Genomic DNA, 13,458 nt, shown 5'->3' with positions numbered 1-13,458 from the left:
AGTTGTTCGAAGGGGGATAACAATATGGGGCAGCAGGAAAACTTGTTAATAAGTACGATAGTATTTCTATTAACCTCGGATGAGTTAAATATAGGTAATATGTTAGATATAGGACATGACATAACTTCCGGAAAATACGCTGATTCTGATTTACTTTATGTCAAAGGAGAAGTTGAAAAAAAAGTAGGTAATGTGATGATGGGAAGTACAACCAACCCATTACTAAGGATTGGTTATTTGCAGTTGCTTTTGCTATTGGAACAAACACCAGAGAACTTTATAAGATTTGTTGATGCTATAGGTAACGAGAAAATAGATGTATCTGAGAGGTATGGTTGCTGGGCTCAGAGCAGGGGATTGATGTTTGTTATTCCTTCACTTTATTCCAAAGAAAGTTATAAACATTATTTGGATACATATAAGGTAATAGTCGAAGAGTATTTAACTGAGCTGAATATAAATTTATCTAGAATTCCATTTAATAATAGAAACCATGAGTTGATTATTTTTATGACACAAAATTTTTTAGGAATTGCGCATGGCCCTACTAAAAGTTGCTTTTACAGGGCTAAAACACTAAAAAATCTTGAAAATAAAGAGATATTTATTTTCAATACTAATGATCTTGCTCCTTTCATGATGAGGTTACCACTTTTTTGGGAATATTATCAAAACGAAAAAGAGGAATTATCTGAGATAGATTATCTAGTTGATGGTAATACCAAAATACCATATTTTCAGGCCGAAGTAGAAGACAGACCTAATATGAATTCTATGATCGTAATATTAGAAACTATAGCTGAACTAAGGCCGGAAATGATTATTAATATCGGTGGATTTAATCCTACAGCTAGCATAGCAAATATCATGATACCCGTAGTGCTTGTAGGATTAGCACCGGGACAACTTCAATATGATGGAACGGATTATTTTACATATTCACTTGAACTTACAGATGATGTTGTGTCATATGCTGAATATTTAGGTACGTCAAAAAATGCACTAATTCCATCAGTTTTTACATCTGACCTCAAAGAACAAACTGAGCACCATACAAGGAAGGAACTTGGTCTTCCGGAAAATAAAATGATTGGATGCATCATAGGAGGAAGGTTAGATCTTGAGATAGATGCAGAGTTTATAGAATTCTTAATAGGACTTGAGGATATATTTATCGTATTCTGGGGGAAACTGGAAAAATACGAAGAAATATGCGAGAGATATCCGAAACTGAAGGACATGAGTCTATATGGGAGAATGGTTGGAGATATGCTTTCTCATTTGGAATTGTGTGATATTTATATAAATCCAAAAAGGAGAGGAGGAGGAACATCTTCTGTGGAAGCGATGTCAAAGGGGGTTGTCCCTGTAGCATTAGATTTTGGAGATGTGGCATATAACGTAGGTAAAGAATTCACCCTTGGCAGTTATGATGAGATGAGTGAAAGAATAAGAAGGTTAAAGGATGATAAGGGATATTATAGTCATATGTCTGAGAAAGCAAAAAGCAGGGCAAACTATTTATGTGATACAGCGCATAGGTTCATTGATATAGTTCATGATGTTGAAAGAAGAATGCAGGAACAAGCAGAAAAGGAATATCTTTAGACATTTGAAAAGGAGATTCTAGATAAATTAATATGGATGAAATAACAGAGGTGATTGTGTATCTGTAATACCGTTTTTGAGGCTTTGTTAATTTTTGTTTTACAGAACATTGATTCAAAATATAAATGCTATTTGTTCAAATAATCGAGGGGAAAAGATGTCAGTAGAAGAAATACTTAGATATGCATTCGAGAGATTTGATGAATATGATTATGATAATGCGGTAAAGGCGTTTATGGCGGCATATCATGCATCTTCTGACGAACAGCAGAAAAAAGATATTTTCGAGGTTATAAATGAAAATTTTATAGAACCTAACGAAGAGATTTTTAGAGAAGCTTATTATAATAATTTGTCCATTCTCTCCCAAAAAGGAAATGTTTTCATTGATAATATACCAAAATTTGAGGAACTAAGATTTGCTTTGATACCTATTTCTGAAGAGATTTTTTATGTTTGGGATAGAATTAATTTATCATTCTGTGGTTCAAAGCCTTTAGACATTACAATATTAAAAAGCAGGCCTTCAGAAAAAACATATAATTCAATACTAATAGATGGCTTTTCTGACATACGGATGATGATTAATGAGATTCAAAGAGTGGAATACGCAAATATATATATTGTTTTGAGAGATACCATAATTATTTGCGAGTTTTTTTCATTTTTTGTGGTTCCTGGTTTGTTAGATGATTTTCAACAATTGTATATTTTTGATCGACCTGAAAGTCTGATGAGTTTTCTATACGAAACAGGCAACTATATTCCTGGAATATTAAAGTTGAAAGACGCAGTTGATTATGCTGTTTTATTTGCAGATTTACATAATAGAAGAATACATGAACCCAAAAAGAATTCACCATTGCTAAGTATTGGAATACCGACTTATAACAGAGCGAAGTTCCTATGCCGATGGGTGATGAATTTGCTTGATTTATTCCTTGATGAAGAGATAGAGATAGTAATAGCTAATAATAGTACAGAAGAGAATATTGGGGATTATAACATATTAGAGAATATAGCTAAGGTAGATAGTAGATTAAACTATAAAGTATTTCCTCCAAAATCCTTTTGTTATAGCATACAGAATATCTTTTCAATGCCAAATGGCAAGTTTGCTATTTTTTCTGCTGATAAGGATGAGGTACTTGTTGAGCAAGTATATGAAGCATTGGACTTTTTATGGAAGCATGGCGATGAGGCAGGATTATTTTGTTTTGGGGCCCAAGAGTCTGATGGAATATATTATAAAGATTCTAAAGCTTGCCCGCCGGGAGTGGCAGGGATAATGATAGGGTTTGGTATGTCTAAGCTTGCAGGAATATGCTTCAATATGGATCTTTATAGGAAGGAAAAGATTCTAGAAAAGATTGGAAATAATTATTGTCAAAATGAGTACTACAAAATGTATGCACATACCGTGCATGCTGGATTTTTAGGATGGAAATATGGTTATGGGGGATATGGTGGGCTATTGATAAAATGTGGGGATGCAGAAAGATCTGAGTTCGAGAATGGAGAATATACATGGAAGTATCAATTGTTGGAAGAACGTCTTAAACAATATGATGATGAAATGTCCATAGTTATGGATATGAATCTTAGTTTTGAAGCTGTTTGTATTGTGGCATTGAACTTCCAAACAAAAATATATAATTATTTATGGGTGGCTTACTATTATCATAAAGAGTATATGGAGTCTTTACATAATTGGGAAGAATGTTGCCAGATTATTTATGAGTACTGCTTGGATTTTTGGAGAAAAATGGATGATAAGTATCATTTTGTTGATATGAGTGAGTTGTTAGAAAAAGTAAAAGACGATTATGAAGAATACTTGAAGAAAGGATATTAATATGGATAGGAAGGAAGTGTTTATTACTGCTGAGATAGGCATAAATCATAATGGTGATATTAGTATTGCTAAAAAGCTGATTGATGCTGCATGTGTTGCTGGTTGCAATGCTGTTAAATTTCAAAAGCGTACTATAGATAAAGTATATACTCAGGAATATCTGGCACAACCGCGGCAAAGCCCATGGGGAAATACGCAAAGGGCTCAAAAAGAAGGACTAGAGTTTGGAGAGCCCGAGTATGATGAGATTGACAGATATTGTAAAAGTAAAAATATAATATGGTTTGCTTCGGCTTGGGATATTGATTCGCAAAGATTTTTAAGAAAGTATAATTGCCAATACAATAAAGTTGCATCAGCTATGTTGGTAAAAGATGATCTTTTAAATGAGATTGCATCTGAAGGAAAATATACATTTATTGCAGTTGGGATGAGTACTATGGAAGAAATTGATCATGCAGTTGAAATATTTAAAAAGCATAATTGTCCGTATGAAATACTTCACTGCAATAGTACCTATCCGATGCCACTCGAGGATGCGAATTTACTAATGATTAATACTCTGAAAAATAAGTATGGTTGTGATGTTGGATATAGCGGACATGAACAGGGAATACTTGTAAGTGAGTGTGCTGTGGCTATTGGTGCAACTTCAATAGAGAGACATATAACACTTGATCGAAGTATGTATGGCTCGGATCAGGCTGCATCGATAGAACCATATGAATTATGTGAACTTGTTAAAAATATAAGGATTATTGAGAGAGTAAGAGGAGACGGAATTAAGAAACTATCTGAAGCAGAGTTACAAACCAAAAAGAAACTTAGGGGATGAATCCACATTAGGGGGCACTATGGAAAAAATAGAATTGATAGTTTTTGATATAGATGGGGTTATTACAGATGGCTCTATGATGGTGGATTCTAATGGAAAAGAACTAAAAAGGATTAATCTAAAAGATGTAGATGCGATTTATGAACTTCACAATAGAGGCTATAAGATTGCTGCTATTACAGGAGAAGATACAGAAATAGTTAAATATTTCGAAAAACGATTTCCTTGGGAGTATTTCATGAAGGGTAGTAAGACAAAAAAGGATGCTATGCTTCAAATTGAGGAAAAGACAGGTATCACGCGTGAACATATTTGCTATGTCGGCGATGGGAAGTATGATGTAGAACCGCTGTCTTATGCAGGACTTGGTCTTTGCCCTGCTAATGCGATTGATAAGGCTAAAAATGCTGCTGATATGATTTTACAAAACAATGGAGGAGAAGGTTGTATTTGGGAGCTTATCAGTATACTTGAGGAATATAACAATTATGATAGTGCACAGAATTATATTTACAGAAGAACAGCTGAACATATGAGTATTTTTAAGGCAATGTCAACTGACAAAGATTTGATGGATGCTGTTATGGCAGTTGGGAACAAAATAATCGATATATTCAAGGACAATAAGCGTCTTTTTTTGTGTGGAAATGGAGGTAGCGCAGCAGATGCACAACATATTGCTACAGAATTTGTAAGTAAATTTTATACTGAAAGAAAGGGACTTAATGCGGAGGCGCTTACCACAAACACTTCTACTATAACTGCTATTGGAAATGATTATAGCTTTGAACATATATTTGAGCGTCAATTAGAGGCTAAAGCTTCGAGTGGAGATATGGTAATAGGAATTTCTACAAGTGGTAGAAGCAAAGACGTTTTACAGGCCCTTGAATACGCATCTAAGAATGGAATAATTACAGTTCTGTTAGCTGGTGGTTATGATGTTCCAAAAACAGGATTTAATATTGATTATTCGATTAGAGTTCCTGCAAAAATAACTCCTCGTATCCAAGAAACACACATTTTTTTAGGTCACGTTATTGCTGAATATGTAGAGTGGAGAATGTTTGGACAAAATGATGATTAAATTATCCGATTATATATTTGAGTTTTTGAAAAAACATAGTATAAAGCATGCTTTTATGCTTCCAGGTGGTGGTGCTATGCATTTAGTTGACTCACTTGGCAAAAGTGGGATTAGTTATATTCCTTTTCTGCATGAACAGGGGGCAACTATAGCGGCAGAAGCTTATGCTCAACATACAAATACGCCTGCTCTTGTAGTAGTGACTTCAGGGCCGGGTGCTACAAATGCTATAACGGCAGTTACTGCGGGATTTATAGATTCTACCCCGATGATTATTATATCCGGACAAGCAAAAAGAGCCGACCTTGTAGGAGATAAGGGCGTTAGGCAGATAGGATCACAAGAAGTTCAGATAATTCCAATGGTTAAAGCTATAACAAAGTATGCAGTTCAAGTGTTAGAGCCTACAGAAATTCGATACCATTTAGAGAGAGCTTTTTATGAGGCTACAGAAGGTAGGCCGGGGCCTGTTTGGCTTGATATACCACTTGATGTACAAGGATGTCAAATTAATGAGAATAGTCTTGAAGGTTATTATCCAAACAATTCTCGTGAAGAAACGGATGAGATTAAAAAAAGTATAGATGAAATAGTTAATCTAATTATTTCTTCTGAAAAGCCTTTAATTATTGCAGGAAATGGAATTAAAATTTCCGGTGCTGAGGATAATCTTAGAGCAGTTTTGAGACTGTTAGATATACCTGTTGAGACCACTTGGAAAGCTATAGATATGTTTGGGGAGAACGAAAAGAATTATGTGGGGCACCCAGGAATAATGGGGGATAGAGGTGCCAATTTTATTGTACAAGAAGCCGACTTATTGATATCTATAGGAGCAAGGCTTGATAATAGCGTAACAGCATTCAATGAGGAACACTTTGCATATAATGCCAAGAAAATCATAATTGATATTGATAATTGTGAAATAAAAAGAATGTCTTTTATGAAAGATGTTAGTTTGTGTTGTGATGCTAATAGATTTCTGGTGTACCTTAGAGAAGCATTATTAAATAAACAGATTCAGCTTTTGATAGAAAACAAAAAAGAAGTGTTTTCAAAATGGCTGGCACATTGTAAAGATCTTAGAAGTTGTTATCCGGTAGTAACAGAGGCGCATAGGAATTGTTTAAGGTTTGTTTCTGCTTATTATTTTATAGATATTTTATGTGATTTGTTGAAAGATAACGATGTAATTGTTCCGGAAAGTTCAGGAGGTGCAGGTGAAATAACTTATCAGGCATTTAGAATTAAAAAAGGTCAGAAGATGAAGAATGCCGCTGGTCTGGGTTCAATGGGGTTTGGACTTCCCTATGCAATAGGATCTTGTATAGCAAATGATAATAGAAGAACTATTCTTATTAATGGAGATGGGGCATTTCAATTAAATATTCAAGAGCTGGAGACTCTTCATAGATTAAATTTACCGGTAAAAATATTTATTTGGTGCAACGATGGATATGCAAGTATTAGAAATATGCAGAGAAATAATTTTGAGGGACGATATGTAGGGAGCAGTGAAAGCAGTGGATGTACAATGCCGGATATTAGAGCAGTTGCAGAAGCCTATGGATTCAAGACATATGCAGTAAATAACAATTTTGAACTGAAAGAGATATTAAGCAAAATTATGAGTGATGATGAGGCTTTGCTATGTACATTGCATATGGATCCCAATGAGACATGCTCTCCACGGGTGAAGGCATATGTAGGGGAAAATGGGGAAATGAAGTCAGGATTACTTGAAAAAATGTGGCCATTACTGGATTGATTTTTTGAGGGTTTGAATATGTATATCGACTATTTAAAAAAATTGTTTCATGGTAAGAAGATATGTATTTTCCCTATGGGAATAGCGGGGAAATCTCTTTATGACAAATTGGAATCGATTGGAATAAGAACCGATTTTTTTTGTGATAACAATCCACAGAAATATGGAAGTGGCTATAAGGGATGTTTTTGCATAACTAAAAAAGAATTAGCTGCTATAAATAAAGATACAATAATTATCGTTGAGTCATTATATTACAGAGAAATAAAAAAGCAATTAACGGATGAAGGCTTTTGCAATATTGAGAGAATCTTTTTTGAGAAAATTAATGGAGAAAAGTATATTGTTCTTAATAAAGATGAATTTGACAATAAAAGGGATAGTGTATGCAAAATTCTTGCTGATACAAAGTCAGTTAAGGTATATCAAAAGGTATTAAATGCCTATGAAGATACGTCGTTAAAGGATGATTATTTCTCCGATATATATGATAAGAATCAGTACTTTGATAATGAACTCATTAAATTGATAGATGATGAGGTCTTTGTCGATCTTGGAGCCTATACAGGTGACAGCGCTGCAAAATTCATAGAAATGTCCAATGGAGTATTTGAAAAACTTCATTTATTTGAATTGGATCCGAATATATATAAAAGGTTAATGCTTAATGTTGCGGGATTATATGAAAAAACTAAGAATGGAATAATTCAATGTTATCCATATGGGGTTTCGGATGTTGATGAAGATATTGAATTTTATGCAGGGGATAGTTCATCCAAGATTATTAAAAGTATTGATAAAGGAGTAGAGACTATTACCGGAAAGGTAAAAAAACTTGACGAAATACTTAAAGGAGAAAAAGTGACATTCATTAAAGCTGATATTGAAGGAGCTGAGCTTTCAGCTTTGAATGGAGCAAAAGATATTATTTGTTCTCAAAAACCGATATTGGCTTTTTGTATTTATCATAGCATTCAGGACACGTTAGATATTCCAATTTGGATTTATGAACTCGGATTGGAGTATAAAATCTATATTAGACATTATACAGATATGTTTCTTGAGACAGTTTGTTATGCAATTCCAAAGTGGAGATAATGCTCATGTTTGAAACTATTTTTTTGAGGCTAACAGCAGGTAATTCTGATAATGAATATTATATCTATGGGTTAGGTACTACAGGTAGATTATTTGCTGATCTATGTATAAAGAGTCAGATAGAAATATGTGCAATAGTAGTGGGGAAAGGCTATAGAGATGTTGAACGATATAAAGGTATTCCAGTTATAGAATACGATAATTGCAGTATTGATGGTGTGATTTTTTATAGTGTTAAAAATATAGACTTAAAACACGAAATAAATAGAAGAAATAAGATTATCGATATAAGTTCTGTTGAATTATATCATGAACTATTAAACTGTTGGTACAAAGAATTCTTCACAGAGTATAAGGATAGGATTCTTATAAAAGATGATTTGATCATTTCGGGGAAACTAAGAATAGTTAATCCCCAAATTGTAAGTTTAGATGATTGGAATTGTTTTTTGCAGGAAGCTGGCGACATCATACTGCCAGAAGAATTTGAAAATTATGAGCGTATAGATGAAGGCGCTTATAAATATGATTGTGTAGACATTAGCAAAGGAGATGTTGTAATAGATGCAGGAGCAAATCTAGGTGTTTTTTCTGCAATAGCAGCTTGTAAAGGTGCAAAAAAATGCTATGCATTTGAACCTATGACTAAAAATTTCCAATACTTAGAGAGGCAAGCTATTGAGTATGAAAGCATTATACCGATAAAGCTTGCCTTGGATAAAGAAAGAAGAAAAACAAAGATTTCATGTAATGGATCTGAAAGCTCATTATTTATTAAAAACAGTGGACAACCTGCTGAAGAGATTGAGTGCATTACTTTAGACGAGTTTGCAGAGAATAATAAACTTAGTTCTGTTGATTTCATAAAAGCAGATATTGAAGGTGCTGAGTGTAATATGATTTTAGGGGGGGGTGGAAGTTCTAAAGAAATATAGCCCTAAGCTGGCTATTTGTACGTACCACAGACCAACAGATAAGGAAGAACTGACGGAGATTATTTTGGCTGCTAATCCAAAATATAAAATCGAATATAAATGGAAGAAATTGTTTGCTCATGTCTAAGACTTAGTGAAAAGAATAAGGATATTTTATGTATTCGATGGAGATGATGCTTATGATGAACAAATCCGAAGATCAGAAAAATAGAGAGAATAAAGGTCGAGAAAAATTACGAAAAGAAAAGCCATATGTTCTTGAAAAAATCCTCAAATATGAGGAGAAACATGCAAAAGGGGAATATACACCTATCATTGAATTTACTTATGATTTTATATGTAATATGCATTGTCCTCATTGCAGTAATTTATGTTTTGAATCAAAAGATAGAACACTTACACCTGAAGTCATAAAAAGCGTGGCTGACCAAGCAGATGCTCTTGGACTGGCTCAAATGGGCATTTCCGGTGGAGAACCTTTGTTATTTCCTGATTTGGATAAAGTAATTGAAGCTATAGACCCTAAAAGGTTTCATCTCTTTATTAGTACAAATGGTACGCTCTTAACCAAAGAAAAGGCAAATTGGCTTAAGTCAATTGGTCTTGACAAGGTTAAGATAAGTCTTGATGGAATCGATGAAAATGCTAAGTATCTTCATAGCGAAGGTCAAACAACAAGTGCTATTAAAGCTTTACAGAACGCTAAGGAGGCCAATCTTCAACCTGTTGCACAGACAGTTATTTCACATCAAAACTGCAGGACAGAAGGTACTGAGAAAATGGCTGCATTTTGTCAAGAAAATGGATACAACTTAGATGTCATGTTAGCGAAAGCGATTGGCCGTTGGGAAGGTCATGAAGAGGTTCTTATCGATGGTGAAGACATGCAACATTTGATAATGCTTCATGAAAAGTATCCGGTTTTACATTTGGATACTTTTCCAACATATGATGAGAAAGTAGGATCATGTGGAGCTGTAAAAAAAATACTGGAGATAACTAAGTATGGCGATGTAATGCCATGTGTCTTTATGCATATATCACTAGGAAATATATTTGATGAAAAGCTTAAAGATATTATTGATAGAGGATTGTCCATTAAGTATTTTCACGATAGCAGTCCTGTATGTTTATCAGGTGTAGATAGAAACTTTATTAGGAAATATATGGCTGGTTTTTATGGAAAACCATTACCTGTAAGTTACAAAGAGATATTTAAATCAAACGATTATGTATGATGTGAGGTTATATGGGGACTTTAGTTTATGGATTAAATATTGATTTTCATATATATAGGGAATGGATAGAAGAAAATTATGAAGTAACAGGATATTATGATGCAGATAAAACACGTATGCCTGAAGATAAAGGAATTAATTTGGATGTTAATCCTGAGTTAATACATACTTTTGACATGGTGTTAGTTTGTGCTGACCCTGTTAGTATTGTTGCTGATTTAAAAGAAAAGTTTGACTTTCCAATTTCTCGAATAAAAATTTTGTTTTATGAGTTACTAAAGTCAAAGCATGCAATACAACAGTTTAATGGTAGCTATTCAGAAGATGCTGTTCTGATGTTGCTAATGTTAAAAATAAGAAAACGCATTACTCAATTAAGGTATTTGGAAATTGGAACGAATGATCCGGTTAGAGCAAATAATACTTTTTCCTTTTATGAAGCCGGTGCCAGAGGTGTATTGGTAGATCCACTACCAATAGTTGGAGATTTGGTAAATATGATTCGTCCTGAAGATAGGTATATTAATGCTGCTATTTCAGAAACTAGTGGTGATGCTGTTTCTTTTTATGCATGTAAGAGTTCAACTGTAAGTAGTTTAAAGGAAGAGCATCATGAAAAGTGGAATGGAATGTCTCATAAAATAGTACACGAAAAATCATAGTTCCGCTTATTGGAATAAATGAACTGTTTGAAATGTTGGATTTTGAACCTAACATGTTATTGGTGGATGCTGAGGGTTATGACGAGGTAATAATGAGAGGTATTGATTATACTAAACATAAACCTGAAGTCATTATGGTTGAAATAGAGCATACAACTAGCACAAAAGAAGGTTTGAATGATTTTATTATCGATAAAGGATATATTTTATATACAACCATATCTGCAAATAGTATTTATGTTGATGAAAACTATAGAGAGTTATTAATTTAAATTTTATTGATGGTGAGTGATTATGATTAAGTATACTGAATTAAAAAATAATAATCGGCATAATCTCATGGATGTTTTACCATTATCTAAACCCTATACTGTGCTGATAGAACCTTCAAATTATTGTAATTTTAGGTGTATATCATGCTTTCAAAGTTTGAATGAAAGTAATTATCTTACTCAAAACAGGGGAATGATGAGCTTGGAAATGTTCATTAGTATAATTGAACAATTGAGCGAGTGGGAAGGAGATAAGATAAAGGTTCTAAAAATCAGCCTGTATGGAGAACCACTAACTAATCCGAATTTTTGTGCTATGCTTCGTATTGCTAAGGAGGCAAATATAGCAGATAGGATAGAAACAACTACTAATGCATCTCTTATTACAGAAGATATCGCTGAGCAATTGGTGAAATATGAGATAGATTACATTCGCGTGTCAATCTACGGGGGAAATCAGGAACGGTATAAAGAGGTTACAGGATGTGAAAATGTAGATATAAACAAAATAGAGGAGAATCTTAAAACCATTCAAAGAATAAAGAAAATGAATAATGCGGAAAGACCGTTTGTTAGTGCAAAGATGCTAGATACCTATTCTGATGAGAATGAACAGTTCCTCGAACGGTTTGGGCCAGTTGTAGACGAAGTATATATAGACAAGCCACATAACTGGATTGCAACAGAGGAGAAAAGTTTTATAGGAAGTCTATATAAAGAAGATCAGAGAGATGAACTAGATAAGGATTTAAAGAAGACACGTAAGCAGAGAATTGCATGTCCTATGCCATTTACAACTATTGCAATAAGAAGTAACGGAGAGGTAAGCCCGTGTTGCGTTGATTGGATTGGAGGAACAAATCTTGGTAATATCCAGATTGACACCCTTAAAAATATTTGGAATGGCGATGCAATGTATGAATTTAGAAAAATGCAGTTGGAGAATAGAAGAAAAGAAAATTCAAGCTGCAGGAATTGCGAACTTGCTGATAATGATTATTATACTCGTGACAATATAGATGGATTTCCGGTGAGTAGATTGAGATAAGATCTTGATTATTCTTAAATTTGGTATGTTAAGAAGAGAATGTAACAGTTTATACGAATATATTCCGGAGAAAATATTGTGAGGTATATGTGGGACCTTTAGGAATTATGGATTAAGGTACAATCATTTATTAACTATTATGGTATATAACTATGGAAAACGTTGTAGTTACAGGGGCTTCTGGCTTTTTAGGAAGCAATATGGTTGAGGCATTAAGTGAAGAAGGGTATAGAGTATATGCATTGATCCGCCCAGGCTCAAAGAATTCCGATAGGTTGGTAAATATTCCCAATGTAGAAACTATTGAATATGATATTAGTGATACGGATTCAAAGTTGGAGAATTTAATACCTAATAAATGCATATTTTTATTTCATTTTGCATGGGCTGGAGATTTTTATAACCTTGAGGACCAGATAAAAAACATCAATTATACATTGAATTTAGTAAGTAGTGCAAAAAAAATTGGTTGCAAAAGGCTCATTTTTGCTGGCTCTCAAGCGGAGTATGGAGTTTCTGACAGGCAATTGAATGAAGACTCCATGGTTTTACCAATTGGGGCATATGGAGTAGCAAAAGTTGCAACATGTTTTTGCAGCAGGATTAAGGCAAGAGAATTAGGTATTGAATGGATTTGGGGAAGAATCTTTAGTGTATATGGGAAAAATGATTTGGACAAACATTTGATTCCTAAGCTTATAAATTCAATTAAAGATAATAAAGTTATAGAGTTGTCCTCTTGCAGGCAGATGTGGGATTTTTTACATATTGATGATTTTACCAATGCATTTATATTATTAGCTCGAAGAGGTATTGATGGAAATATTTATAATGTAGCTGATGGAAGATATAGACACCTGAAAGATTATATCGAGGTAATAAAAGAATATACTGGAGTAGATATAGTAAAATATGGAGATGATCCAAATCCATTCGTTTCATTGAAACCGGATGTATCTAAGTTGAAAAGGGATACAGGATGGGAACCCCAAATAAACTTTGAAGATGGGATAAAGCCCTTTTTGCGTATAAGATAGTATTATGCTATTTGT

Annotated in this window: 12 protein-coding genes; all 12 read left to right on the top strand. The window is 33.7% G+C overall.

Annotated elements, in window-relative coordinates; all coding sequences use genetic code 11:
- Positions 1-24: 24 nt before the first annotated feature.
- Positions 25-1,608 (top strand): glycosyltransferase, encoded by a 1,584-nt coding sequence (locus tag ACHCNF_RS06970; RefSeq protein ID WP_408072062.1) that lies wholly within the window; start codon positions 25-27, stop codon positions 1,606-1,608.
- 157 nt (positions 1,609-1,765) lie between these two features.
- On the top strand, positions 1,766-3,463 hold the full coding sequence (locus ACHCNF_RS06965) for a glycosyltransferase (RefSeq protein WP_408072061.1): 1,698 nt from the start codon (positions 1,766-1,768) through the stop codon (positions 3,461-3,463).
- A 1-nt stretch (position 3,464) separates the two neighbouring features.
- Positions 3,465-4,298: an N-acetylneuraminate synthase family protein gene (locus ACHCNF_RS06960; protein WP_408072060.1), complete on the top strand. Its 834-nt coding sequence runs from the start codon at positions 3,465-3,467 to the stop codon at positions 4,296-4,298.
- A gap of 19 nt (positions 4,299-4,317) precedes the next feature.
- On the top strand, positions 4,318-5,385 hold the full coding sequence (locus ACHCNF_RS06955; protein ID WP_408072059.1) for an SIS domain-containing protein: 1,068 nt from the start codon (positions 4,318-4,320) through the stop codon (positions 5,383-5,385).
- A complete protein-coding gene (locus ACHCNF_RS06950; RefSeq protein WP_408072200.1) occupies positions 5,375-7,153 on the top strand; it encodes a thiamine pyrophosphate-binding protein in 1,779 nt (592 codons plus the stop codon). The genes ACHCNF_RS06955 and ACHCNF_RS06950 overlap by 11 nt, the downstream gene beginning before the upstream one ends.
- Positions 7,154-7,171: 18 nt before the next feature.
- Positions 7,172-8,251 (top strand): FkbM family methyltransferase, encoded by a 1,080-nt coding sequence (locus ACHCNF_RS06945; protein WP_408072058.1) that lies wholly within the window; start codon positions 7,172-7,174, stop codon positions 8,249-8,251.
- A gap of 5 nt (positions 8,252-8,256) precedes the next feature.
- The gene (locus ACHCNF_RS06940; RefSeq protein ID WP_408072057.1) at positions 8,257-9,186 is read left to right on the top strand and encodes an FkbM family methyltransferase; all 930 of its coding nucleotides are present in this window, start codon (positions 8,257-8,259) and stop codon (positions 9,184-9,186) included.
- Positions 9,187-9,365: 179 nt separating this feature from the next.
- Positions 9,366-10,424, top strand: coding sequence for a radical SAM/SPASM domain-containing protein (locus ACHCNF_RS06935; protein ID WP_408072056.1), 1,059 nt, complete (start codon positions 9,366-9,368; stop codon positions 10,422-10,424).
- Between the two features lie 11 nt (positions 10,425-10,435).
- The gene (locus ACHCNF_RS06930; protein WP_408072055.1) at positions 10,436-11,086 is read left to right on the top strand and encodes a hypothetical protein; all 651 of its coding nucleotides are present in this window, start codon (positions 10,436-10,438) and stop codon (positions 11,084-11,086) included.
- A gap of 32 nt (positions 11,087-11,118) precedes the next feature.
- Complete coding sequence (locus tag ACHCNF_RS06925) at positions 11,119-11,358, top strand: hypothetical protein (protein WP_408072054.1); 240 nt, start codon at positions 11,119-11,121, stop codon at positions 11,356-11,358.
- Between the two features lie 22 nt (positions 11,359-11,380).
- Positions 11,381-12,406 (top strand): radical SAM protein, encoded by a 1,026-nt coding sequence (locus ACHCNF_RS06920; protein ID WP_408072053.1) that lies wholly within the window; start codon positions 11,381-11,383, stop codon positions 12,404-12,406.
- Between the two features lie 152 nt (positions 12,407-12,558).
- Positions 12,559-13,443: an NAD-dependent epimerase/dehydratase family protein gene (locus ACHCNF_RS06915; protein WP_408072052.1), complete on the top strand. Its 885-nt coding sequence runs from the start codon at positions 12,559-12,561 to the stop codon at positions 13,441-13,443.
- Positions 13,444-13,458: the final 15 nt, after the last annotated feature.

It is taken from the genome of Butyrivibrio sp. NATIVEDY162, assembly GCF_045999815.1.
Lineage (GTDB): Bacteria > Bacillota > Clostridia > Lachnospirales > Lachnospiraceae > Butyrivibrio.
The sequence above is the reverse complement of the archived record's forward strand: the minus strand, read 5'-3'. Positions and strand labels throughout refer to the sequence as shown.

Coding starts and splice junctions, on each gene's coding strand:
- ACHCNF_RS06970 (WP_408072062.1), top strand. CDS start 25: ATGGGGCAGCAGGAAAACTTGTTAATAAGTACGATAGTATTTCTATTA.
- ACHCNF_RS06965 (WP_408072061.1), top strand. CDS start 1,766: ATGTCAGTAGAAGAAATACTTAGATATGCATTCGAGAGATTTGATGAA.
- ACHCNF_RS06960 (WP_408072060.1), top strand. CDS start 3,465: ATGGATAGGAAGGAAGTGTTTATTACTGCTGAGATAGGCATAAATCAT.
- ACHCNF_RS06955 (WP_408072059.1), top strand. CDS start 4,318: ATGGAAAAAATAGAATTGATAGTTTTTGATATAGATGGGGTTATTACA.
- ACHCNF_RS06950 (WP_408072200.1), top strand. CDS start 5,375: ATGATGATTAAATTATCCGATTATATATTTGAGTTTTTGAAAAAACAT.
- ACHCNF_RS06945 (WP_408072058.1), top strand. CDS start 7,172: ATGTATATCGACTATTTAAAAAAATTGTTTCATGGTAAGAAGATATGT.
- ACHCNF_RS06940 (WP_408072057.1), top strand. CDS start 8,257: ATGTTTGAAACTATTTTTTTGAGGCTAACAGCAGGTAATTCTGATAAT.
- ACHCNF_RS06935 (WP_408072056.1), top strand. CDS start 9,366: ATGATGAACAAATCCGAAGATCAGAAAAATAGAGAGAATAAAGGTCGA.
- ACHCNF_RS06930 (WP_408072055.1), top strand. CDS start 10,436: ATGGGGACTTTAGTTTATGGATTAAATATTGATTTTCATATATATAGG.
- ACHCNF_RS06925 (WP_408072054.1), top strand. CDS start 11,119: ATGTTGGATTTTGAACCTAACATGTTATTGGTGGATGCTGAGGGTTAT.
- ACHCNF_RS06920 (WP_408072053.1), top strand. CDS start 11,381: ATGATTAAGTATACTGAATTAAAAAATAATAATCGGCATAATCTCATG.
- ACHCNF_RS06915 (WP_408072052.1), top strand. CDS start 12,559: ATGGAAAACGTTGTAGTTACAGGGGCTTCTGGCTTTTTAGGAAGCAAT.